Source organism: Alteromonas sp. DYW1, from assembly GCF_059752595.1.
Genome location: NZ_CM186038.1, coordinates 3,486,568 through 3,509,913, shown reverse-complemented (window position 1 = coordinate 3,509,913; position 23,346 = coordinate 3,486,568). Strand labels below are relative to the sequence as shown.

The following is a 23,346-nucleotide window of genomic DNA, read 5'->3' as shown; positions in this document are numbered from 1 at the left end:
TACTACTCTTCCAGTTCCGCCTCTATTATTTCCGACATTGCCGTAAAACTCATGTTAGAGTACTTTTTTCCATTGATTAAAAATGCTGGTGTTGACCGGATATCGTCAGCCTCCGCATTATTGTGGTACCAGTTGAGCAAAATGTCGGCATTCTCGTTATTGTTTAGGCAAGACACAAACTTGCTTTTATCTAAGCCTGTCTCTTCTGCAAGATTCTGAAAATGCGAGAGTAGCTCGGCCTCATTCTTTGACGCCATCCACTCGCGCTGCTCTTTAAACAACTTGTCCGCAAATTTAAAGTAAAAGTCTGAGTCGTTCTCGCATCTGCCAATAAGCGCACCAGCCAAACCAAATTTATCAAAGAATACTTCTCTAAATATAAATTTAACTTTACCAGTGTCTATATACTTACTTTTAACCTTGTCGAGTACAAGGTTGTGAAAGGTAGCACAGTGTCCGCAAGTAAAAGAAGCATACTCAATGATGGTTACTGGTGCAGCCTCATCACCTAAAAATCTATCGCTAGTTAATGGCTTAGATAATTCGCTACTTCCTACAGACGTTGCGAAAGAATTTAGTGATAGGCTAAAAAATGAGATGAATACAAATATAGAGTAAATCAGTCGTAAGGAAAGAGGGGAATTAAACTTAATCTGGAGCATAGTTGGAAAAGACTTTTGTTTTAAAATTAATCAAGTCACTAGGGTAACACTCAAAGTACATGTATTTAAGCAGAATGTACGTACGCGAACTGCTATGGATACCGGGTGTAACAGATCTATATTTAGTGAGTGGAATCGTTACCTAGTCTTTGCTGCCTGAATAGCAAGTCCTTCACAAACCGAATTAAACGCATCATTTTCTAATAGCGGCAGTCCTTGCAACAGTCCATTACACAGCGCATCGCGCACAATCGGTGATAAGCTCATACCGCCGGTGATCATAAGCACCTCTGGCGCCTTCTCACTTAACGCTAAACAATCTGCAATGAGCTGATTAACCTTACTCAACCAGGCTTGCATTGATTTCTCGAGTAAGAGTTTGTCGATTTCGACATTAAAACCAGGTTCGATATAGTGCAAAGGTAGAGTTATTTTCGTTTTACTTGACAGCAATTCTTTGGCCATTCTTGCTGAGTTAACCACGCGTGCCGATAGCTTTTCTTCTTGTACTACCAACAAGCGCTCTAGCGCTGCTGGATCTTTCGTTATCGACATTGTTTGTGCAATTTCTAAGCCGTATTCATCAGAAAAGAAGCGGGTGAGTTTGGGAATATCGTCGACCGCACACATATCGGAAAAATAGGTTGGTGGCACAGGCAGTCCATTTTGCATATTCAAGCCTAAGCCCATGTGCGGGGCGAGTGCTTTTAATACCAAGCTCTTGTCGCATTCCATGCCACCCAAGCGACGACCAGTGACAGCCAAAACATCTTCACTACGATTGAGCTGGGAATATTTTTCTGGCGAAAGGTTGATACAACAAATATCTGTAGTGCCGCCACCAATATCGACAACCAATGCGGTGGTTTGCTGTGTTAACGAGCGTTCGATTTTGTATGCCGCAGCTATCGGTTCTTCTAAAAAACTCACATGCTCAAAACCGGCCTGATGGGCAGCTTCAGTCATAATCCTGATGGCCTGAATATTACCCGCTTCGCCACGTGTACCGTGAAACTTGACTGGGCGACCAATAACCGCCTGAGTCACCGTCTTTTGCAACTGTCGTTCCGCGCAGCTTCTGAAGTATGCGAGTTGTTTAGCGATCATACCCACGAATGCCTGCTTCTGACTCCCTTCTAACGTGGCCCCAAGGAAGTTTTTCGGCGAGTAGATGAGGCGGCCTTTATCGGGCATGCTAAGAAAACGACGAAACCCTTCTTCACCAAACGCAAACTTGCCGGTTTCAACCAACTGTTGTAACGACAACTGTTGTACCGTCATATTTTTCAGTAACAATTGTATTGCGCGGCGTTGAAGCGCAGGACGATCATGGAATTGGCCGCGCAGATCATCAATCCGGTCACTATAAATTTGTTGTTCTTGTGGGTCTTGAGCGTCGTAAAACCCTTGTTTGGCTTTATCGATCTGTTCGCTAACAATTCGTTGCAGTTGATTAACTTTAGCTTCGACGACTTCTTGTGGAGGAATCGGCAGCTCATCTTCGTAGTAAATAAATATCGACGAGCGGATCTTGTTACTCTCATCAACGGCGGGATCTAATTTGATGTGCTGATGGGTTTGACCGTCAAAGTACACGACTTCGGAATTTGACGTGCCATAGTCGATTCCAATTGCTGGCATAGATTATTACTTCAAAAAAACGAAGGCCGCAGTGTAATGGATTTACACGACTTATTCATGGAGTATTTCGCTGCAAATGTCAGTGCCAACGCGTTGCTGATATTCAGCGCATAGACGTGTTGCACTTGCTCGCTCCCCGTGCTGATTTAACAGCGTAACCAAGCCCTGAGTCGCATTCGTATTGAGTGGTGCAAATGACAAGACATGGCGATACCAGCGTTCAGCTGACTGAAAATCCTGCAAAACTTGATATTTTGTTCCAATCATTGCACCTAAATCAGCATACCAAGGCGCAATTTGTGCTGACTTTTCAGCATAAATCCGTGTCATTGCTGCAAATGCATCTTCAAAGTAGGGTAATGCTGCTTTATCTTGGCCTTGTATCTCGAGTACATCACCGATATTGAGCAAGGCATCCCAGGCATTTTCATCGAGTTTCACCGCCTGTTGATAATTCTCAATAGCCAAGGCAAATTCTTGTTGTGCGGCATAGACAAATCCAAGCGCTTTATACGCTCTAGCCGAGCGTCTATCGGATTGAACCGCAGCAGATGCCAAAGCATGAGCGCGAGCAAGTTTTTGTTTTGCGGTAGTGGTCTCAGTACGACCCAAAGCAATTGCATGTTCAAGATCTTCGATCGGTCGAGCGTGATTTACTGTGTGCTCCGACCAGCGTATAACTTGCTGTACGATCGCGTTGGCCAGTCCCGCTTGTGCATGCGCCGAATCAGGCCTTAGACCAATTGCTTGCTGGTATAGCTCAATGGCCATTTCGTTATCGTGCCGACGCATCTGCATGTAGTAATCGTCAGCCTGACTTAAAAGGAATTGAGTGTCAGAATTGGGTAAGTGCTCTTGTTGTGGGTTAACTAAAAACAGTCCAAGACCGAAAAACGCAGAAATGAAAACGCTGCTAATGATCCATTGACCCAAGTGGCGTGATTTTTCCTGAGTCTCGCCTTCCTGCGGAGCTGAATCTTCAGGGGTTAGTAGGTTTAAATCCGCCGGTTGGTGCCAAGTGATATTGCTGGCGATCATGCGATAGCCACGTTTGGGCAAGGTCTCGATAATTGTCGGGGCTTTCGGATCATCATTAAGTACCTTACGTACGCGCGAAACACATCTTGTAAGTGAGTCTTCACTTACAACTTGGCCTGTCCAAATAGTATCAAGTAGATGCTCTTTATCTATTACTTCTGGAGCGTGCTTGGCGAGTATCTTCAGTAAAAATACCCCTTTAAGTTCAATTTGATCAAGCGGTGAAAAGCGTAAGCTTGTTTCGAGATTTTGATTGAAAAGCCAAACCTCTCCAGAGGACATGTCAATCAACCACTGATTTATTTGTAACTTACGACTCGGCATGGTTCTGATGTTTGTAATATTCAGTGCGACAGCGTTTTATCAGCAGAATATCAGGCTTTTGTCAGGACATCATGTATTACCTAAGTAAAGGTTGAGGCCTAAGCTAAAAAGGAAATAGAAATGTTTAAAAAACTAATACGAGTAATCACTGTCGGTGTGCTAATTGGAATTAATCCCAATGCTTTTGGGCAAGCACTGAATTCAAATGAATCGCTATCAGTTGACCAATTGCGCGCTGATTTTCATCAGTTGTACCAGACTCTGCAAATAGCGCACATCGATCTGTATACCAACCTTTCAAAGGATAAATATGATGCGGCATTCACAGAGTATCTAGCACAAATCACCGCACCGATGAGTCAGCAGCAGGCGCGCCTGCACTTTCAGCGCTTTGTTGCTTTGGGCAAAGTAGCGCACGCGAAAATCGACTTACCCTTGGCGGAGTTCAGCGCATACAGAGCCCAAGGTGGCGTCATGTTGCCAATGTTTTTAAAAATCGATGATGATAGGGTCACCGTGGATGAGTTAGTTACCCAGCAGACCGGTAATTTCACTGGTCGCAGGATTACTCATCTGAATGGCAAACCCATAGCAGAATGGCTATATGCGATGCGCGCACTCATTTCGGCTGATAATCAGCGGATTGCCAACACGCTAATCGAAATGCAATTCCCTTTTTTACTCTGGTTATTGGACGGTGAGCAGCGAAATTATACGCTGACCTTGCTCCAAAATAATGAGCCAAGCAACTATGCGGTGCCCACGTTGTCCCGCAGTCAACAAGATCAACTTGCAGTCAATAGTGAGAGTGCCTCCTCTGCTGATTTACCGCGCGAGGCTAAGTTATTGAATAATCAGATTGCGTATTTGAAGCCAGGACCGTTCTATAACATTGATGATGCGAACACTGACGTTTGGGATAATCGACCATTTATTAATTTCATTGATAAAGCGTTTGAGCAATTTATTCACCAACAAGCGACCGCATTGTTGGTGGATCTGCGTGATAACCCGGGTGGTACTAATTCCTTTAGCGACGCGATGATTGCCTGGTTTGCTGATGAGCCTTTTCGTTTTGCGTCAGATTTTATCGTCAAGGTTAGCCCACAAGCGATTATGGCGAATCAGGTGCGCCTAGATGAAACTCAAGGTGATAAATCAGTCTCACAAGACTTGGCTAAATTCTATCAGCAAAAGGCTATTGGTGATTCATTCTCGTTATCATTACCATTCGCTAACCCACGCAAGGAACCTAAATTTACCGGGCCTGTTTTCGTGCTGGTTGATCGATACACTTACTCCAACGCGGTGTCTGTAGCCGCGATTGTGCAAGATTATGGCTTTGCTACTGTAATAGGAGAAAAGACCGCTGATCTAGCGACGACCTATGGCGCGATGGAGCATTTTACGCTTGACCATTCAGGTATCGAGGTTGGATTTCCTAAGGCTTTGATTGTGCGGCCAAATGGGGATAAACAGCCGGATGGGGTGACTCCTGACATCAAGCTGAGGGCTGTTATTGAGCGCAGAAATCAGGACGTGTTGGCTGAAGCTATGGCGGCAATCCAACAGCAACTACAATAATAAAAAGGAATAAACGCTTTTACAGCTAATTGGGTATACTTGAGTCAGAGTTTGCCCACAGCGAAGAACTATGAGAAAAGCGTTTATTTTTCTGACCCTATTTATAACCTTCACTTCCTTAGCTGAAGAAGAAGCACCGCCGCCACCACCACTTGATCCAAAGTATGAGGGCGAGCATCACTTTGTGCTGATGTCGAGTGAGTCTGATTTATTTGCTGCGTACATGCCTGCATATGATGATCCGAGAGATCAACAATTGGTTTACTTGGTAGATGCCAAAGGCCCAAACTTGTTTTATCTCGTCCGCGATGCTGATCTGGTGACAGCAAAAACAAGCGCCTTCAATCTAGAGCGTCTCATTCGCGGTGAAAGTGTGAAGTTGACGCTGAATGCCTATTTGGGCGATTTTCGCATGGGTGCCGGCCAAGTCTATGCTGATGTAGAAGTGAACTTTAGTCGTCAGCTTTATTATCGTTCATTGGAAAATATTGAACCGTCCGGCCTGCGACAGACCTATGAGGTCGTCGATTTACGTAAAGATGACCGTTTAATGATCCACAAAATAAAGCATGCACCGAGTTATCAGCATATTGTTTTGGTTGAAGAGGCCAAGAACTGTGTTAATCAATTTTTTCTAGACGATCCTGTTCCACAAGAGAATGCCTTGTTGATGAAGTTATTATTCTGTGGGTCGCTGAAACCGTTGTACTACAATGCGACTGATTTTCAGTAGTTAATGGTCAGGCTGAGCCACAGGGAGCAACCGATAATCGGCGTTTGGGTTTTGTTAGAAATATGACATACTTGCGCAGCAAATCAAAAATGGAACTCTAATTCGCGCATTTTGGACAGGTAAATGACCCGCAGGATAATAACAATAATAAGCCTGACTCTAGGTCTATCAATAGGCTCTGTGCTTGCACAAGACTCCCAATCACATGAACCAGCGTCTGTACCAGTGACCATTCCCTTCGTCGCAGGTGCAGCAACGCTCGATGGTGTTCTTGACGAGCCACAATGGCAACAAGCGGCTAAACAAACTTTGGATTTTGTGACTGAGCCTTTTGAAACTAATTTACCGGCGCCAGTGAAAACCGAAGTTTTTATCTACGAAGATGGCAATGCTTTGTACATTGCGTTTATTGCTCACGATCCAGAGCCGGAAGCGATTCGTGCATTTTATCGAGACCGGGATTTTATCTTTGGTGGCGATATGGTTGGGGTCAAATTAGACACCTTTAATGATAGTCGCCTGGCCTATCAGTTTTTCGTAAACCCGTTTGGTGTGCAGGCGGATGTCATTGAAAATGAAATGACTAAAATTGAAAGTGAGGCATGGAATGCCATTTGGGAGTCCGCGGGTCAAATTACTGAGCAAGGCTATGTTGTTGAGATGGCGTTGCCATTACGCACCATGAACTTTAATGAAGGTGAGCGCACCAAAATTTGGGGCGCTGAGTTTTTGCGTTTTTACCCGCGCGAAGACTATCTACGGATCTCCAATATCCCGCGGGATCGCAATAATTCTTGTTTACTGTGTCAATTAGAAGAAATCCAAGGTTTCGAAACCGCCACACAGGGGAAAAATTTAGCGGTTATCCCTACATTTGTTGCTGGACGTGCACGTAGCCGAGACGTTTACAGTACGCGCGACTGGGATTATCAGGATAATCAAGAGATTGGACTTGATGTCAATTGGGGGATAACGCCAGAAATCACCTTGCAAGCCACCCTTAATCCAGATTTTTCCCAAGTTGAAGCTGATGTGGCTCAGCTCAGCATAAATAACACTTTCGCATTGTTTTTTGATGAGCAGCGCCCGTTTTTTACTGAAAATGCGGATTACTTTTCTTCCAATCTGAACCTCGTATACACACGTAATGTAGGGGCGCCAGAGTACGGTGCAAAAATCACTGGGCGGGTGGCGGATCACTCGGTCGGTGTGTTTGTAGCGAATGATGAATCAACCACTTTTTTAGTGCCAGGTAACTTGGGCTCCTCAGTCGCTGAGATCGCCGAATCATCAAACAACGCGGCGATCCGTTATCGTTATGATGTGAATGAAAAACTATCCATTGGTTATGTCAGCACCTTGCGGAAATCTGATAGCTACCACAACTACGTGAACGGCATTGATGTGCGGTATCTGATTACTGACAACGATACCTTACGCGCACAATGGGTTGTTTCAGATACCCAATACCCTGAGCAGCTATTTCGAGATTTTTGCAGCGAAGACTGTTCGGGCTCTAGCAGCTTAAGTGAAGAAGCGTTGCGTTTACGTCAAACTGATAGCTTTTCGGGTCGGGCATTCAGGGTGAATTACCGGCATGAGGCCAGTGACTGGTATGTGTATGCCGATCATTACGCTAACGGCGCAGACTTTCGTGCTGACTTGGGTTTCGTATCGACGATTGATAATAATAAGTCGGTGCTCGGTGGCGGATACTATTGGTGGAATGATAATAGTTGGTGGAATCGTATAAGGATTGCTGGTGATTGGGATATTACCCATAACGACAACGGTGAACTGTTGGAGCGTGAAATTGAAGCCAACATCAGTATTCGCGGCGATTATCAGTCGTATGCTGAAGTCGGTGCAGTTACGCGTGATCGTTCAGGACTGCGCTGGGATAACACCAGCTTAGCGATAGATAACAACAGCGATCGCTTTGATGAGCACCAATGGTTTGTGTTTGTGGAAACACAGCCTAACGAAATACTGTATATGAATGCCTATTTTAATAGTGGCGATCAAATTGATTTTGCCAACAATCGCTTGGGTGAGCGTGACTTGATAGAAGGTGAAGTGGAGTTGAATATTGGCCAGCACCTCTATGTCGGTGGGTATTTCTTATATAACGACTTCGAAGCTGACAATAAGCCGCTATTTGCCGCTAAAATTTATGATGCACGTTTGACTTACCAATTCGATACGCGCCAGTTTTTGCGCTTGATTTTGGCTTACGCAGATATTGATAGAAATCCTGACAATTATTTACAACCGGTTGATGCGGAATATCAAGACTTGAGTTGGCAGTTGCTCTACAGCTATAAGATTAATCCACTCACCAAGTTCTTTGTTGGTATCTCTGATGCGTCATTTAATGATGACAGCTTGTCGCGCTTGACCAGTGCTGAGCAGTCCGTGTTTATGAAATTTAGTTATGCCTGGTTGCCTTAGCGCTAGTTGCCTGGCGCGTTTTTAAACAAAACGAAGCCAGCTAGGCTGATGTTGCTCAATCCACTCAGCCTCGGTACCAGACATAAACTCAAAATCAGCAAAATCAAACCCTGGGGCGACGCTACACCCTACCAGTGAGTACTCACCAGTGCTTTCTGCAGCCTGCCATTGCCCACCTGGGATCACGTGAGCAAAGCGGTTTGCGCTGCCAATAATCACTGCTCCACTGTTTACTTGCGACTCCGCTGACAGCGGTTGGTGATTATGAATGTGCAGCAAACGCAGCGGTGCACCCGCATAAAAATTCCATACTTCGTCATGGACTACGCGGTGAAAGCGACTGACCTGCCCCGCCAGCAATAAAAAATAGATGTGGGTTAGGGCTGGGCGCCCTTGTGAGTGAATCGGAGAGTCGACGGCTAGTGGTGAGCGGTAGACTTCACGGTAAAAGCCGCCTTCTGGGTGGGGTTTTAACGCTAATTCATCAATCAATTGCTGCATTTTTCTGCTGATCAGGTAATCTGTTTGTTGCCAGTTTGCAACATAAGCAAGCATAAAGACAATAAAAGGCATTTTGGGGAGTGCAACCGTGTTTGGGGTAACTGACGATCTGTTATTGATATTCGCCCTGATTGGCATCGCGAGTATTGGTATTGAGTGGCTCGTATACCGCTTTAATTCGCTAGTCTGTTTTTCGATTGGGCTTGGGTTTTTATTTGCTGCGGCACTATCATCGTTACAGGTGATCAGTAACGATTGGCTCAGTTTACTTGGCTGTCTGTTGATTACGACAGTGTTTTTTCTGGTGGCGTTCCGTCCTTCATTTAAGAATATTCGCTCTAACCTCGATGGGACAAGGGCTGCAAGGGACCTAGTTGGCTATCGGTTCCTGTTAGTCAATGATCTTAACGACAAGCAAAAATGTGTTCACCATTATTCCGGGCGGGCTTGGCGGTTACGTAGCAAAGATGTAATAAAAGCAGGTACTTGGGTCGAGGTTACTCGTGCTGATTTGGGTGAATTTACTATCCGCCCGCGCTACGAACGCTAGTCTGTCGCCGAACGCTGACACTGCGTATAGCAAAATCTAAAAATAGCGCCGTAAATGTTGTTGGCGTAAGCGCTCATGACGTTTGCGTTTATTTGCTTTGCTGATCCGAGTGGTAATATAAATCCCGTACACTACCGCAGCTAAGAAAATGATTTCATTAGAAATTGTGCCATAGTGATAAATGCTATATACGGTAATTGGGGTGCCTACAAACATTAAAAAAAGAACTAAAACGCTGACAATACTCATACTACTCTGCTCGTCATAGGGTAATTTTTATCCGGACTTTTACTAAGCGAATTCTGTACCAAGTGTACGGGCGGATGGGTTTTGTTGGCGCGATTGAAGCGAGAATAGTGTATGACTGGAGAAATTGCAGCGTTGACGACGGCTTGCTGTTGGGCTGTTGCGGCGCGGATGTTTCAATTACTGGGGAGTTACTTTAACCCTTTAGCTCTGAATCTATGGAAAGGTGCGCTCGCAGCCGCTGTCCTATTGCTGGTCACGCTGATCTTTCCAATGCAGGTGGCGTTAAGTAATAGTGCGATCTTTTGGTTATTGTTAAGCGGTATTATTGGCATTGGCTTAGGGGATACCTTTTTCTTTCGCGCCCTGAATTTGATTGGTGATAGTCCATCCATACTAATGGCAGAAACGCTTGCGCCGATTTTAACGGCACTCTTTGCGATGGCTTGGATCAATGAATGGCTGACTTGGCAGCAATGGTTGGGTATTGCCGTAGTAATTCTTTCAGTTGATGTGATCATCAAAATTCAAAAACGTGATACCACACGATTGTTCTCACTGACGGGCTACGTTTTTGCTGCGCTTGCCGCAGTTTGCCAAGCGATCGGGGCGGTTATTAGTCGCGATATCCTTACCAGTACCGGTGTGGATGCTGCTAATGCATCGTTATATCGCCTACTTGGCGGGCTGGCGGCGATCGTTGTGTTAATGATCCTCATGCGGCGTTCGTTTAAGCCTGCGCAGCCATTGGGGAAAAAGGGCGTTAAATTATTGCTCTGGGCCACGCTGTTAGGAACCTTTGCGGCGTTGTTTTTACAGATGGTCGCATTTACCCATACCAAGGCTGCGATTGTGCAGACGCTGTTCGCGACGAGTGTGGTGCTTTCGTTATTGGTGGCGAAGTTTTTAGGCGAACGGGTGGATAAGCGTACCTTTATCTGGTCTTTGTTTGCATTGCTGGGTGTAAGTGTGTTGATTTTGTCCTGACACCTCTGTATACTCCGCGCCCTTACAGCCAACCAACCCGTTCCTTGTCTCCATGCAGAAGGCTGTACTGCCCGAGACTACAACCGTAAGGAGCAGACATGCGTCATTACGAAATCGTTTTTATGGTTCACCCTGATCAGAGTGAACAGGTCCCTGCGATGATCGAGAAATACTCGACTATCCTTAAGCAGGATGGCGGACAGATCCACCGTTTAGAAGACTGGGGTCGTCGTCAACTAGCTTATCCAATTGAAAAGCTACATAAAGCACACTACGTGCTAATCAATGCCGAAGCAACTGCTGAAGCTGTAGAAGAACTTGAAACTGCGTTCCGTTTCAACGACATCGTTCTACGCAACCTTGTGATGCGTACTAAATCAGCGGTAACCGAAGCGTCACCAATGATGAAAGAAGAGCGTCGTGAGCGTCGCGAAGAAGCTCCAGCAAAACCTGCTGCTAGCGCAGATTCAGAATAAGGAGAATTACCATGGCTCGTTTTTTTAGACGTCGTAAATTCTGCCGTTTTTCAGCTGAAGGCGTAGCAGAGATTGATTACAAAGATATCGCTACATTGAAAAACTACATCACTGAAAGCGGTAAAATCGTACCTAGCCGTATCACTGGCACAAGTGCAAAGTATCAGCGTCAGTTATCAACTGCTATCAAGCGTGCGCGCTTCCTAGCATTGTTGCCATACACTGATTCACATAAGTAATTGGCGAACTAATAGGGGTATTGTAGATGGACATTATTCTACTAGATAAAATCGCCAACTTAGGCGGATTGGGCGACAAAGTGACTGTTAAGTCTGGTTACGCACGTAACTTCTTGTTCCCTCAAGGTAAAGCAGTTCCAGCAACTAAAGCTAACCTAGAAAAGTTTGAACAGCGCCGTGCTGAGCTTGAAGCGAAAATCGCTGAAGAGCTAAATGCTGCACAAGCGCGTGCTGAGAAAGTACAAGCATTAGCTGAAGTGACAATCGCTGCTCCAGCGGGTGACGAAGGTAAACTTTTCGGTTCTGTAGGCACACGTGATATCGCTGAAGCAATCACGGCTGCTGGCGTTGACGTAGCTAAAGCTGAAGTTAAGTTACCTACTGGTACACTGCGCGAAACAGGTGAATTTGAAATTGATTTACAACTTCACTCAGATGTTATGACTTCTATCAAGTTGCTCATCATCGCTGAAGCGTAAGTTTTACTTTTAGTTTTAAAGGCCGCCTCGGTGAATACCGTAGGCGGTTTTTTTATGTCTCAAAAAAGTTCCTATGCAGTTGGGCCGCGCCAATACGACTGAAGCTTGGATAATATATTGGTGAACGGCGTTAGGTCGATGTTCTCCAACTCTGCTAATGCATAGGCGACAGCTTCAAGTGTGCTCAAACTAGCATCGTGCGGCGCTTTACGGATCCTATATTGGCTCGGGCGAGTGGGTGAAATAGCTACGCAGGGAAGTTCGTGCAGCCAAGGATTACTTAGCCATAGCTTTCGTGCTTTACGCCAGGTGCCATCCAAAACAATAAGATGGTCTGGAGGTTTGCCTGATCGCGTTACAGACGCTAAGGGTAGTGCATCGTCCGTCGGATACAATACAAGCGTATTGTTAGTTGCTTTGATCCGCGCTTGGATAGCGCTAAAGTCTGCCGGTAACTCGCCCACAGTTATCTCGGCGTTTGGCAGCAACAGTAGTAGTAAGCGAGCGGTATTCTTTGCATGTTTTTGTTCGCTGGGGTGCTGCAATATGCTGATGTGCAGCGCAGTATTGACTCGCTGAATGGCATCACAGACGCAGGTGCTAAGCGGATAATGGCAAGTAGAGCAAAGGGCTCGACCGACGTTAGCCGTCACGGCAACACCTATAATTGCGCAGCACGTTTTTGCAGTCGACGCTGCCATTCGGGGTCTAAACCCTCAAGAGCTGCGGCTCGTTCAACCGTAGCCTTGGCTGCCTCAGGGTCATTCACACACTGCATGAATTCACGAATTGACATACTATTGGTATATCGTTCACGAATGGCAACCGCATCGCCTACTGACATAACGCCTGTTTCCAAGACTCGGTAATACCAACCACAAATGGTGTGCGTATTCACAAAGCGATCAAGATTCTTGATGCCAAAACGGTGGGAAATTTTATTGCATGGCACGCGCGGTGAACCGACCTGCAACACGACTTCGCCCATCTGCACAACGTCCCCTATTAGTGTATTGTCGTCGTCCATGCCTTCTATCGAAATATTCTCCCCAATACTGCCGGGTACAAACTGCGCAGCGTGTTCAGGGAAATGCTGCTGAAACAAGGTATAATTGCTTGGCGCATACTGATGCAGAACCTTTTCTTTGCCACCATGCAGTTTCTTGTTGCCCTGTTCATCTTCTTGCGTTCCATCGAATGCAACTGTTAACTGCTCCACTGGGTTTTTAACAATGCTACTCGGTGCCCCACGCGGCCCGAACGCCACTGGTTTTGCGGCAAATAGTTGATTGATAAACATTATCTTTGATTTTTCGTTACTATTAATAACGACCAGTGTAAACCATGTGCGCACTGAGCAAAAAAAATTAATTACGGTTTAAACCTTTGTTAGCTACACAGCGACAAAGCTATTAACTCTAACCGGTAACACTTGGTGACAGACATGCTTGAACTGGCACCCAAACGGAAACCAAGCAACATGGCAGAACCCCAGGGTAGCGTTGTAGACGCACAAACGACATTTGCTGAGAAGGCAGAGCGCGATGTGATCAGTGCAGCGCAGCAAGGCAGCAAGGAAGCATACAGGAAGTTGTATGATGCTTACGTCGGCCGCGTTTATGCATTGTGCTTACGACTAACCGGCGAACGCACGATGGCAGAAGATGCCACGCAAGAAGTGTTTATCCAGTTATGGCGTAAGTTGGAGAACTTTAACGGTCAGAGTAAGTTTTCTACTTGGCTGCACAGTGTCACCTCGAATATCACGATTTCGTATATTCGTAAGCAGAAAGGCTGGTGGCAAAGAACCTTCAATATTGAGAGTTCGCCTGTGATGGAAAGCCAAGCGGAACATTCGGTCGATGAAATATCGTTAGATCAATACATTGTTCGACTGCCCGAGCGTGCCAGACACGTGTTTGTCTTGCATGCATTGGAGGGCTATCGGCATGAAGAGATAGCCGACATGCTGGATATGGCGGTTGGCTCAAGCAAAGCACAGTTTCATCGAGCAAAGCAATTATTAACGGAGTGGATGGGTGATGAATAAGCAACAACATCAACTGCAGCAGGCTATCAATGACCTTCCGCGCGAGAAAATGCCAGAGCGTGATCTGTGGCAAGGAATAGAACTTGGCATTGCGCGCCAAGAGGCCAATCAAGAGACAGTCAATGAAACGCCGAAAAAGTCGCAGTGGCAATATTCAGTTGCAGCAAGCGTAGCATTTGTGGCTGTACTCGGCTGGCTCGCATTTGCACAGTTGAAGGTCACCGAGGTGCAGGAAGGCGCCCAGCCGACAGCTGCGGAACTAGCCGCCATGCTGGCAACACAGCACAATGCACAAAAAGAGGCATTACTGGTCAGCTTACAGGACCAACCGGCGTTAACTGAGAATTGGCAGGAACAATTGGAAGAGCTAGATGCAGCAGCAAATGCAATAAAGGCTGCGCTCAAGCAAGACCCGAATAACACAGCATTGCTTAAAATGCTTCAGAACGTGTATCAACAACAGATTGGACTGATTGAACGCGTCCATGCGCCTAAATGGCGCCAGATTTAACCCGAGGTATAGGATCATGAATATTAACGCAACAACGACACGCACCTTATCGAGATTCACGCTGTCTCTGGGTACCTGCTTAATGCTAGCTTCTGCAAGTGCATGGGCTGGGCAAAAAGTTGATGAACGAATGAATGTAGACAGCGATAGCTATATCGACATCGAGCATATGAACGGCAAAGCAGTGGTCAAAGGCTGGGACAAAGAAGAAGTGCATGTGCAAGGTGAACTCAGCGAACGCGCCGAAGAATTCGTCTTTAAGAAGCGCGGCAATCGCATCGAAATTGAAGTGGAAATGAAGCATTCTTCCCATAATGACGGTGGTTGGAAGTATTGGAATAATGATGGTGGTGATGATTTGACCATCTATGTGCCTAAGAACAGCCGTGTACAGTATGAGTCAGTAAATGCCAGTTTTGATGGTGAGAACTTACATGGAGGCTTGTCTGTGGATGTGGTTAATGGTCATGTTGATGTGAATGATCTGACCGGGCGTATTCGCTTAGAATCGGTCAATGGCGATATCCGAGCGCAGAAACTGTCGGGTGACGTACACATCGAAACGGTTAACGGCGCGATTGAAGGTAAACACAGTGGTGAAGGTGATATCACCTTCACCTCAGTAAACGGCAATATTTATATCGCTTCGGATAGTCGCGAAATCTCTACTGAAACCGTGAACGGTGACGTACAACTAGAGTTACAAGAAGTCGAAGAATTGGACTTGAGTACCGTCAATGGCAGTGTTGAAGTGTCAATGCATTTGCTCGATAACGGCGACGTACGGGTCTCAAGTGTTGGTGGCTCAGTTGAGTTGACCTTTCAAAAGGATGTATCTGCTCGGTTTGATATTGAAGGGCATGCGGGCGGTCGTTTTGTCAATCGTCTAACCGATGACAAAATGCAAAAAGACAAGTATGGCCCACGCCGTTGGTTGGAGTTTAGTACAGGTAGCGGCGAGGCTAAGGTAGAAGTCTCTACGGTTAATGGGCGAGTTGAGTTGTCCAGTCGTTAAGCCGACAGTTTTCGAGCTTGATCAAGCGGTTGCCCTTAGGCAGCCGCTTTTTTGTGTGTGAAGATAGTTCTACTGCACATTTTATTGCATAATAGCTAACCGTTTTTGAGTCAGTGAATTGGTCTGTGGAAGTCGTTAAGTCGTCAAAAAAAGATAGCACCGTCGAAAAGTTAAAAGTGCCACCGCATTCGATTGAAGCGGAGCAATCTGTGCTCGGCAGTATGCTCATCGCACCAGAGTCTTGGGATACAGTCACCGAAATCATTGGTACCGACGACTTTTATAATCGTGCTCACCAAACCATATTCAGCGCCATTTTAAATCTTCTTAAACAGAACCATCCTATCGATCTCATCACGGTGTCGGAGTTCCTTGAGAAGAATGATTCGTTAGAGGAGAGTGGCGGTTTTGCCTACCTTGCTGAGTTGGCCAAAAATACGCCCAGTGCGGCTAACGTTGCAGCCTATGCGAACATTATTAAAGAACGCGCAATTACGCGTGAATTGATCGGAGTTGCGCACAACATTGCTGAGGTTGGCTTCAATCCAGAAGGTCGCAGCAGCATGGAAATTCTTGACCTAGCTGAGTCAAAGGTCTTTGAGATCGCTGAAAAGCGCACGGGTGAGAATGAAGGACCGCGGGATGTTGAGAAAGTCTTAGGCAAAACCGTCGATCGCTTAGAAGCCTTGGTTAAGTCAGGTAAAGAAGTCACCGGCGTTACCACCGGATTTCATGATCTGGATAAGAAAACCAGTGGCTTACAACCCTCAGACTTGATCATTGTTGCGGCTCGACCGTCAATGGGTAAAACCACCTTTGCCATGAACTTGTGTGAAAATGCCATGATGGCAGAAGAAAAGCCGGTGTTGGTGTTTAGTCTGGAGATGCCGTCGGAACAGTTGATGATGCGTATGCTGGCGTCATTAAGCCGAGTTGATCAAACCAAAATTCGTACTGCACAACTGGATGATACTGACTGGTCGCGTATTTCGCGCACCATGTCGATGCTTAAGGAAAAGAATAATCTGTTCATTGACGATTCTTCAGGTTTGACGCCGATGGATGTGCGCACACGGGCGCGTAAAATTGCACGCGATCATGGTGGTATCAGTCTGATCATGGTGGATTACTTACAGTTAATGCGCGTACCCAGCCTAGCTGATAACCGCACCTTGGAGATTGCGGAAATTTCTCGCTCCTTGAAGGCCTTAGCCAAAGAACTCGAAGTGCCCGTGGTTGCATTGTCGCAGTTAAACCGTGGCTTGGAGCAACGAGCTGATAAGCGACCCGTAAACTCGGACTTACGTGAATCAGGCTCAATTGAGCAGGATGCCGACTTGATCATGTTTATTTATCGTGACGAGGTATATCACGAAAACAGTGAATACAAAGGCGTCGCTGAAATCATTATCGGTAAGCAACGGAACGGACCCATTGGCACGTCACGCTTAACCTTCCAAGGTCAGTTCTCACGGTTTGATAATTACGCCGGTCCAGCGGTTGCAGACGAGTATTAACAAGCGTATTTATCGCTTGAACAATCGGTTGTTTCATTTCGCTTACTTCTTTGCAACTTAACAAGGCAAACCACTATCAAGTCTTTTTCCAAAAGTACTCTATAAAGTATGTGAGTGTTTACTCTAGTTCGATATTTTGCCTCTGAATGCGCATGGTCTGAACCTTCGAATCCTCTTAAGAAGTCAAGGTTTCTTCCTTAATTTTCGCCAGTTCAAATCTAAACCAGTAAATCAAGCGATCCTGTTCTTGGTTACAGGCGTAATTGAGAGCGTGAACTTGGAGATGTGTATGCGAAAACTATTAGTCGGACTTAGCGCTTTGCTACTCGTGGGCTGCGCCCAATATGATTACGCAAGCTCGGTTAAGCTGGGCGAACCGCTATTAAATTTCAGTGGAGAAAGTTTAGCCGGCGAGGCGGTCACTCTGCCCAATGACTTGCATGGTCAACCTGCAATTTTGTTGTTTGGCTATGTGCATAAGTCACAGTTCGATATTGATCGCTGGCTTATCGGGTTAGATATGCGTGGAAACGATTTAGCGCTACTCGAAGTTCCGGCAATAAAAAACCCATTGGTGCGCTGGTTTAGCAGTCGCATTGACGATTCAATGCGTGAAGGAATTCCACGCGAATTATGGAGTAGTGTCGTTACCGTTTACGAGGATGGCGATGCGGTTCAACAGTTTACCGGTAATCAGTCGCCAAAAAATGCGCGAGTCATGGTCATTGATAAGGCGGGCGACGTCCAATTTTTTTATGACCGCGGCTTCTCCGTTCAGGCCTTAAATCAACTTTTAGCCGTTAGCCAACAATTATGATGTTGGCTGTTGAGCTTGTTTGGAGGTTTATTCGATGAGTACAGCCGGTTGCTTATGCGTCAGGGTGCTTCATTGCCTGGGTAGTTAGCCAGATACCGAAAAAAACCTCCACGGCGGCAATGACAAATGGCAACATCTGCGCAGATGGCAGCTGCCAAATAATCGATCCGATTCCAATACCGTTCATTAAGGCCGCGAGTAGCCAGTATAGCCAGTCACCATAGGCGGAGCGAAAACCAAAGTAATGCGTACCAACAAATAAGGCGCAAAGGGGAAAAACCCATTCGGGCTTAAAGGGCAGTAATAGCCACGCAGCGAAAAAGCCAGCAATCATGGGAAACACGGTTTCAAGCGCGATACGTCCACCGGGATTATCATTGGACTCAGCGGCACGGCCAAATAACTTCCGCACAATGAAAGCCCCAATAGGGAAGATCAACATACCGCCGAAAAACAGTGCAATAAATCCTTGTTGCGTGCCGTAGCGCAAAGCCACCAGACCGGCAACTAACCAAACAATGCCGGAGACAATGGCTCCAGGGCCTCCGCGCATGTACGCGCGACGAATATCAGCTTGGGCTGCTAGAGTGTCCATATCAGACCTCAAATAAGGTAAAGGTTGATTGTGGTGAGCCTTGAACGAGTACTCGGCATTGCCCCCATGAATCAGGGATGTCCCAAATATGATCCTCGGCAACCGTGAAAATCTCACGCCGAGTCTCACAACGCACTTCGACATGGCTTAGCTCACCGTTGATACTGCTAAAGCTAAACTGGTCGCGCACCAACTCATGGAAAACATTACCGCTGTCTTGTATAGCTAAATCAATGCCAATCACCTCGGTAGAATCAATGAAGTCTTTTACTTTTTGTACTGACTCTGCGATCTGTGCATAACGGGCTTCACCTCCGGCAAAGTTCGCGAGCTCCTCAGCCATGGCTAATGCATCTGCCAAAAAGTTACGATTAGCATTGAGGAAAAATAAACGTTGATACACATACGCAATGTATTCACTGCCAAAGGTTGCATAATCGGCGCTGTGCGAATTACTGCTTCTCAGAGTGCGATAGAGGCTTTTTCGCTCGCGTTCAGTATCTCGGAGTCTTGCTGCAAGTTGCGCATCCATACCCCACAAAAACGCATTCTCATAGCGGTTCAATGACGATAGATTGCGTAGCTCATTGAGTTTTTGCTCTGCGGTTTCGAAATCTTCTTGATTGACCAGCGCTTCAACTTCTTGGTATTCACGAATAAAGCGTCGAGTAGCGCCACTTGGCCCTTCAATATTGAAATCATATTGCACCGCTTGGTGGCATTGCTGTGTTGGCTTGCCATCTTTCATTGCAGGTTCAAATTGCCAGCGTGATATTGCACGCTTGGCGGCTCGTCTAAACTCCTTGCCACCAAAATCATCCTCGATGACGATATCCTGAACATTGCCCTCTGTATCAATTACGTAGCTCATTTGGACCCAACCCTCACGACCTGAGCGAGCCGCGGCTTTGGGGTAATTCGCAGGCGGCCGCTCAATGATTTTTGCGGGCGTAAATGCTGATAATTTTTGTACTACTTCTGCGCTAACCGTTTCACCTGCTTGTTGGATTTTATCATCGCAGGGCAACTCAAACTGTTGGGCATGCGTGGAAACGCTGATTAAGGTGCTTAGCAGTGCTGGGGTAATGAATTTATGTTGCATGAGAAGTCCTTGTCTCTAGAGTTTGGGCTTTACTTTCCATGGTAATGGTTAGCTTGTCAATATACCGCAAAGGGCAAATAAAAAGCCCCACACAAGTGAGGCTTGAAGATAGAAAAAAGAAGAACCGTTTACTTCTTAACGCGCTCTTTTACCGTTGCAGAAACTTTTGCCTCAATGCGACGATTCATACGGTGTGCTTCGGCAGTATTGGCTTCATCAACTAAGCGTGTTTCACCAAAACCTTTAGCACTTAAGCGGCTAGCTTCAATACCGTATTGGCTAATTAAAAGGTCTTTCACCGCGTTGGCGCGACGCTCAGACAACGACATATTATAGTCAGCTGCGCCCACCGCCGATGTGTGACCTTCAATCACCGCAGAGGTATTGACATAACGGTTTAAGAAATCTGCAAAGGCTTGGATTTCAGCATCGTTAGGGTTTCTAACTTCCGCGCTGTTATTGGCGAAAAGTACACGCAAAGCAATGGATAGTTCTTTCTCTTCAAAGATTACACAACCATCACTGTCAACTTTATCACTCGGCAATGAGTCAGGGCATTTATCGTTGGCATCAGCGACCCCGTCGTTGTCGCTGTCTTTACCCAGTGGGCAACCTACGGCGTTAACGGTCGTTCCCATTGGAGTATCTGGGCACTGGTCAAGTGAGTTAACAACGCCGTCACCATCAAGATCATTGTTACAGCCAGTCGCATCTACTGCTTGCCCTGGTGGCGTCATTGGGCATAAATCACGGCTGTCCATGACACCATCGCCATCAGTATCTTTATCGGCTTTGCGGGCTGGGGTTACATCACCAAACGCATAGGCTAAGCCAATTTTCACTGCATGGTCATTAAAGCCTTCACCAAATTCACGAAATGCCATGGCTTCAGTGATCACCATAAAACGCTCGCTGATTGACCAGTGTTTCCCAATCCCTGCTGCAGCCATCCGATAGTTTTGATCGAGATTTTGCTGACGTAGCCCGCCAAACAAATAGGCTGCGTCGTTTTCCAGAAAATACATCACGTCAACGCCAAGGCTTTTACCTTCCTGTTCAACGCCAAAGGGGCGGTTCGGGTCAACATCGATTTCTTGATGAGCCGCCTCAAAGCGTGCCGCCCATGACTGATCAAAACGGAAGCCTATTTCAAAACCCAGGCCATGACCTTCGTCTAGGTAACCGTTGGGTTCAGGCTTTTCACTGTCAGCGTTGTAGTATTGTACAAACCCGCCTAACCAACCCTCATACGGGGGGGTATCGTCAGCAAACGCTGCCGATGATGCAGCGACTGCTAAGATCGCTGAGCTTAATAGTGTGCGTTTCAACATAGTTTTATCCCTTTTGTACGTCCAAGTGAATTGTGTTTATTGTTAGGTCATTGGAGAGCCTGAAATACCAGGCGATCAGGCCCCAATTACGCATTATTTCCCATAATAGTCATATGTATTGTGCGACGTCCACCTTGGTCGCGATGTTCACCCAAATAAATCCCTTGCCATGTACCCAAAACTAATCTCCCTTGCTCGATGGACAGCGTAAGTTGTGTACCAAGGAGTGACGATTTTACATGCGCTGGCATATCATCTTTACCTTCATAAATGTGGGTAAAATACTGGGTGCTATCGGGCACAATATGATCAAAAAAAGCGTCCATATCAGCGCGAACCGAGGGATCGGCATTTTCATTTACGGTAAGACTGGCACTGGTATGCAACAAACTCAGCTGTATGATCCCATGAGACAGATCACGAATTTCAGGAACCGCATCATTGATCCTATCCGTGATGAGATGAAAACCGCGCGGGAATGCCGGCAATGAAATCCGTTTACTGAACCATTCCACGCGCCATTACTCCTGTTGACAGTCGGTGCATAACCCGTGGGCTTCAATGGTTTGTTTGGAGATCAAAAATCCCCGCGCTTTGGCTTGGTCATTTAATTTATCTTCAATCCCTTCCGATTGGATTTCTGCGACATCGCCGCAACTATCACAAATCAAAAATTGCACGGGATGACTGCAGCCAAAGTGATGACAAGCCACAAAACTATTGGTCGACTCTAGCTTGTGAATTAAATCAAAATCCAACAGGAAGTCGAGCGCGCGATAGACTGTCGCTGGCTTGGCACTGTCTTCAGTTTCTCGCAATGTATCAAGTAACTCATAGGCACCCATAGGACGGCTTTTGAGCAGCAAGATTTGATAGACTTTTTCCCGCAAAGGAGTGAATCGAGCACCTTTTTGTTCACAAAATGCGCGCGCTTGCGAGACCAATGTGGCAGTGTTTTTCATCGTATAATACGGTACATGTGCGTAGTGGCTAATGCATTAAGTGATATCGCAATCGTTATGCATTTACCAACGTTGATTTATGCGCTTGAGAATAACATATTTTTAACTCAGTGAATCAACATCTGAGGGTAAAAATCGCTCTGCGAGGTGCTGAATGATGCGATCCTCAATTTCAAATCTAACGGCAAGTGTTTCCCCAAGTCGCGCGACTGCACGTTCGAACATGGCGGAATTAATAATTTCTTCTACTCCGCCGTAGGCGTCGTTAAATTCAAGGGCTTGGTCGGTAGTCGCTAATAATTGCGGATAGAGTGATTCGCGCAACGCTTCACCATCGGGATCCTCACTGGCTAATATATCAAAAATTTCAAAGTGACCGGCGGAAACATAATCCATCATGAGCTCACAAAAGCGAGTTAATTGATGTGCACTTGGCAGGGAGCTGGCTCCCTGCGTTTTATTGGCTGTGAGCCCAGCGATACTGCAGTAGTCAACCCACAATTGCTGGCGCTCGTTCAACCAATTATTGAGTACAACACTAACGTCGTAACCTCGACTGGTTTTATGTTCGGTCGTACTCAACATGTGATAACGTACCTAATTAAACGGTGTCTTGGATCTCCAGTATAGCACTGTGCAAAATGTGAACAACTTTATTGGTTATAGCTAGGAACGTGGCACATGACTATTGATGTATCCCCCTCAACTCAGGCTTATTGGCTAATTGTGAGTGAAGACCGATTTGTACGTGACGAGAGTGACCAAATCCTCATTTTCAACAGTTGGTCAGCACTTACTGACCTTCATCATTATAAAGACTCGGTTGTACAGATTGGCCAATACAATGAACATCCAGTCGTACTTATTGATTTACAGCGTGAAAAGTTGGCCACCGAGTTAACTACATCAAGCCTGCGCAGCGCATTAATGTATGCTGATAACGAACAGTTTGGGTTGATTGCTAAAGCGTGGCAATACGCGGTGTTTTTGCGTACGCATCGATACTGCGGTCAATGTGGAAATAGAATGCAGCAAGTGAATTGGGAAATGGCGATGCATTGTTATCAATGTCATCATCGCACTTATCCACGCATCTCACCCTGTATTATCGTTGCCATATATCGCGCTGACGAATTGTTACTCGCAATGGGGTCGCGACACAAAGACACGGGCATGTATTCTACCCTGGCTGGCTTTGTTGAGAGTGGTGAAAGTTTAGAACAAGCGCTGCACCGCGAGGTGATGGAAGAAGTCGGCGTACGGGTAAAAAATATTGAATACTTTGGCAGTCAGCCTTGGCCATTTCCGCATTCGTTAATGGTCGGTTATATCGCAGAGTATGCCGAGGGTGAGATTACTATAGATAATGATGAAATTTGTGCTGCTGACTGGTTTCACGTCGATAACTTACCGAAAGTTCCGCCTAAACTATCCATTGCCGGGCAGCTCATAGAAACTACTGTAAAACGGATCCGTGACCAACAAAAAAGCCCGACCAAAGGTTCGGGCTGAATCTACTAGCGCGGTCTCGTTAA

Annotated in this window: 27 protein-coding genes; 14 read left to right on the top strand and 13 right to left on the bottom strand. The window is 46.1% G+C overall.

Annotated elements, in window-relative coordinates:
* Positions 1-2: 2 nt before the first annotated feature.
* The 3 genes from AC121Z_RS15980 to AC121Z_RS15970 all read right to left on the bottom strand — a co-directional run bounded on the left by AC121Z_RS15980 (position 3) and on the right by AC121Z_RS15970 (position 3,665).
* On the bottom strand, positions 3-662 hold the full coding sequence (locus tag AC121Z_RS15980; protein WP_498125273.1) for a DsbA family protein: 660 nt from the start codon (positions 660-662) through the stop codon (positions 3-5).
* 138 nt (positions 663-800) lie between these two features.
* On the bottom strand, positions 801-2,303 hold the full coding sequence (locus tag AC121Z_RS15975) for an Hsp70 family protein (RefSeq protein ID WP_498125271.1): 1,503 nt from the start codon (positions 2,301-2,303) through the stop codon (positions 801-803).
* 51 nt (positions 2,304-2,354) lie between these two features.
* Positions 2,355-3,665: a winged helix-turn-helix domain-containing protein gene (locus AC121Z_RS15970; RefSeq protein WP_498125270.1), complete on the bottom strand. Its 1,311-nt coding sequence runs from the start codon at positions 3,663-3,665 to the stop codon at positions 2,355-2,357.
* A 120-nt stretch (positions 3,666-3,785) separates the two neighbouring features.
* Between AC121Z_RS15970 and AC121Z_RS15965 the strand changes: the two genes are divergently transcribed.
* From AC121Z_RS15965 to AC121Z_RS15955, 3 genes are all read left to right on the top strand, one after another.
* The gene (locus tag AC121Z_RS15965) at positions 3,786-5,249 is read left to right on the top strand and encodes a S41 family peptidase (RefSeq protein WP_498125269.1); all 1,464 of its coding nucleotides are present in this window, start codon (positions 3,786-3,788) and stop codon (positions 5,247-5,249) included.
* Positions 5,250-5,319: 70 nt separating this feature from the next.
* Complete coding sequence (locus tag AC121Z_RS15960; RefSeq protein WP_498125267.1) at positions 5,320-5,982, top strand: hypothetical protein; 663 nt, start codon at positions 5,320-5,322, stop codon at positions 5,980-5,982.
* 180 nt (positions 5,983-6,162) lie between these two features.
* Positions 6,163-8,433: a carbohydrate binding family 9 domain-containing protein gene (locus tag AC121Z_RS15955; RefSeq protein WP_498125265.1), complete on the top strand. Its 2,271-nt coding sequence runs from the start codon at positions 6,163-6,165 to the stop codon at positions 8,431-8,433.
* Between the two features lie 21 nt (positions 8,434-8,454).
* Here the strand turns inward: AC121Z_RS15955 and AC121Z_RS15950 are convergent, their stop codons facing one another.
* On the bottom strand, positions 8,455-9,006 hold the full coding sequence (locus AC121Z_RS15950; RefSeq protein WP_498125264.1) for a cupin domain-containing protein: 552 nt from the start codon (positions 9,004-9,006) through the stop codon (positions 8,455-8,457).
* Positions 9,007-9,022: 16 nt separating this feature from the next.
* Between AC121Z_RS15950 and AC121Z_RS15945 the strand changes: the two genes are divergently transcribed.
* A complete protein-coding gene (locus tag AC121Z_RS15945; RefSeq protein ID WP_498125262.1) occupies positions 9,023-9,484 on the top strand; it encodes an NfeD family protein in 462 nt (153 codons plus the stop codon).
* Positions 9,485-9,520: 36 nt separating this feature from the next.
* Here AC121Z_RS15945 and AC121Z_RS15940 read toward each other — a convergent pair whose 3' ends face one another.
* Positions 9,521-9,733, bottom strand: a complete 213-nt coding sequence (locus AC121Z_RS15940) for a hypothetical protein (RefSeq protein ID WP_498125260.1) — start codon at positions 9,731-9,733, stop codon at positions 9,521-9,523.
* A 111-nt stretch (positions 9,734-9,844) separates the two neighbouring features.
* On the opposite strand from AC121Z_RS15940, the gene AC121Z_RS15935 reads away from it, so the two are divergent.
* From AC121Z_RS15935 to rplI, 4 genes are all read left to right on the top strand, one after another.
* Positions 9,845-10,717 carry a DMT family transporter gene (locus AC121Z_RS15935; RefSeq protein WP_498125259.1) on the top strand — a complete coding sequence of 291 codons (873 nt, stop codon included), beginning with the start codon at positions 9,845-9,847 and terminating at the stop codon, positions 10,715-10,717.
* Positions 10,718-10,815: 98 nt separating this feature from the next.
* Positions 10,816-11,193, top strand: a complete 378-nt coding sequence (rpsF, locus tag AC121Z_RS15930) for a 30S ribosomal protein S6 (RefSeq protein ID WP_100643579.1) — start codon at positions 10,816-10,818, stop codon at positions 11,191-11,193.
* Between the two features lie 11 nt (positions 11,194-11,204).
* Entirely contained in the window at positions 11,205-11,432 is a 228-nt protein-coding gene (gene rpsR, locus AC121Z_RS15925; RefSeq protein ID WP_100643580.1) for a 30S ribosomal protein S18, read from the top strand.
* 26 nt (positions 11,433-11,458) lie between these two features.
* Positions 11,459-11,911, top strand: a complete 453-nt coding sequence (gene rplI, locus AC121Z_RS15920; protein WP_498125257.1) for a 50S ribosomal protein L9 — start codon at positions 11,459-11,461, stop codon at positions 11,909-11,911.
* Between the two features lie 71 nt (positions 11,912-11,982).
* Here rplI and AC121Z_RS15915 read toward each other — a convergent pair whose 3' ends face one another.
* Both AC121Z_RS15915 and AC121Z_RS15910 read right to left on the bottom strand, forming a co-directional pair.
* A complete protein-coding gene (locus tag AC121Z_RS15915; protein ID WP_498125256.1) occupies positions 11,983-12,564 on the bottom strand; it encodes a tRNA-uridine aminocarboxypropyltransferase in 582 nt (193 codons plus the stop codon).
* Positions 12,565-12,572: 8 nt separating this feature from the next.
* Positions 12,573-13,211 carry an MOSC domain-containing protein gene (locus AC121Z_RS15910; RefSeq protein ID WP_498125254.1) on the bottom strand — a complete coding sequence of 213 codons (639 nt, stop codon included), beginning with the start codon at positions 13,209-13,211 and terminating at the stop codon, positions 12,573-12,575.
* A gap of 180 nt (positions 13,212-13,391) precedes the next feature.
* Between AC121Z_RS15910 and AC121Z_RS15905 the strand changes: the two genes are divergently transcribed.
* The 5 genes from AC121Z_RS15905 to AC121Z_RS15885 all read left to right on the top strand — a co-directional run bounded on the left by AC121Z_RS15905 (position 13,392) and on the right by AC121Z_RS15885 (position 17,821).
* Entirely contained in the window at positions 13,392-13,961 is a 570-nt protein-coding gene (locus tag AC121Z_RS15905; protein WP_498125252.1) for an RNA polymerase sigma factor, read from the top strand.
* Positions 13,954-14,472 (top strand): hypothetical protein, encoded by a 519-nt coding sequence (locus AC121Z_RS15900; RefSeq protein WP_498125250.1) that lies wholly within the window; start codon positions 13,954-13,956, stop codon positions 14,470-14,472. The genes AC121Z_RS15905 and AC121Z_RS15900 overlap by 8 nt, the downstream gene beginning before the upstream one ends.
* Before the next feature lie 16 nt (positions 14,473-14,488).
* Positions 14,489-15,487 (top strand): DUF4097 family beta strand repeat-containing protein, encoded by a 999-nt coding sequence (locus tag AC121Z_RS15895; RefSeq protein WP_498125248.1) that lies wholly within the window; start codon positions 14,489-14,491, stop codon positions 15,485-15,487.
* Between the two features lie 113 nt (positions 15,488-15,600).
* Positions 15,601-17,004 carry a replicative DNA helicase gene (dnaB, locus tag AC121Z_RS15890; protein WP_498125247.1) on the top strand — a complete coding sequence of 468 codons (1,404 nt, stop codon included), beginning with the start codon at positions 15,601-15,603 and terminating at the stop codon, positions 17,002-17,004.
* Between the two features lie 289 nt (positions 17,005-17,293).
* Positions 17,294-17,821, top strand: coding sequence for a hypothetical protein (locus AC121Z_RS15885; RefSeq protein WP_498125245.1), 528 nt, complete (start codon positions 17,294-17,296; stop codon positions 17,819-17,821).
* A gap of 52 nt (positions 17,822-17,873) precedes the next feature.
* Here the strand turns inward: AC121Z_RS15885 and AC121Z_RS15880 are convergent, their stop codons facing one another.
* The 6 genes from AC121Z_RS15880 to AC121Z_RS15855 form a co-directional block, all read right to left on the bottom strand.
* Positions 17,874-18,416 (bottom strand): DUF7010 family protein, encoded by a 543-nt coding sequence (locus AC121Z_RS15880; protein ID WP_498125244.1) that lies wholly within the window; start codon positions 18,414-18,416, stop codon positions 17,874-17,876.
* Between the two features lies 1 nt (position 18,417).
* The gene (locus AC121Z_RS15875; RefSeq protein ID WP_498125242.1) at positions 18,418-19,518 is read right to left on the bottom strand and encodes an energy transducer TonB; all 1,101 of its coding nucleotides are present in this window, start codon (positions 19,516-19,518) and stop codon (positions 18,418-18,420) included.
* A 128-nt stretch (positions 19,519-19,646) separates the two neighbouring features.
* Positions 19,647-20,849, bottom strand: coding sequence for an OmpA family protein (locus AC121Z_RS15870; protein WP_498125240.1), 1,203 nt, complete (start codon positions 20,847-20,849; stop codon positions 19,647-19,649).
* 86 nt (positions 20,850-20,935) lie between these two features.
* Entirely contained in the window at positions 20,936-21,364 is a 429-nt protein-coding gene (locus AC121Z_RS15865; RefSeq protein WP_498125238.1) for a secondary thiamine-phosphate synthase enzyme YjbQ, read from the bottom strand.
* A gap of 6 nt (positions 21,365-21,370) precedes the next feature.
* Positions 21,371-21,811: a transcriptional repressor gene (locus tag AC121Z_RS15860; RefSeq protein WP_498125236.1), complete on the bottom strand. Its 441-nt coding sequence runs from the start codon at positions 21,809-21,811 to the stop codon at positions 21,371-21,373.
* A gap of 102 nt (positions 21,812-21,913) precedes the next feature.
* Positions 21,914-22,396 carry an Rsd/AlgQ family anti-sigma factor gene (locus AC121Z_RS15855; protein WP_498125234.1) on the bottom strand — a complete coding sequence of 161 codons (483 nt, stop codon included), beginning with the start codon at positions 22,394-22,396 and terminating at the stop codon, positions 21,914-21,916.
* Positions 22,397-22,492: 96 nt separating this feature from the next.
* On the opposite strand from AC121Z_RS15855, the gene nudC reads away from it, so the two are divergent.
* A complete protein-coding gene (nudC, locus tag AC121Z_RS15850) occupies positions 22,493-23,323 on the top strand; it encodes an NAD(+) diphosphatase (RefSeq protein ID WP_498125232.1) in 831 nt (276 codons plus the stop codon).
* Positions 23,324-23,346 lie beyond the last annotated feature (23 nt).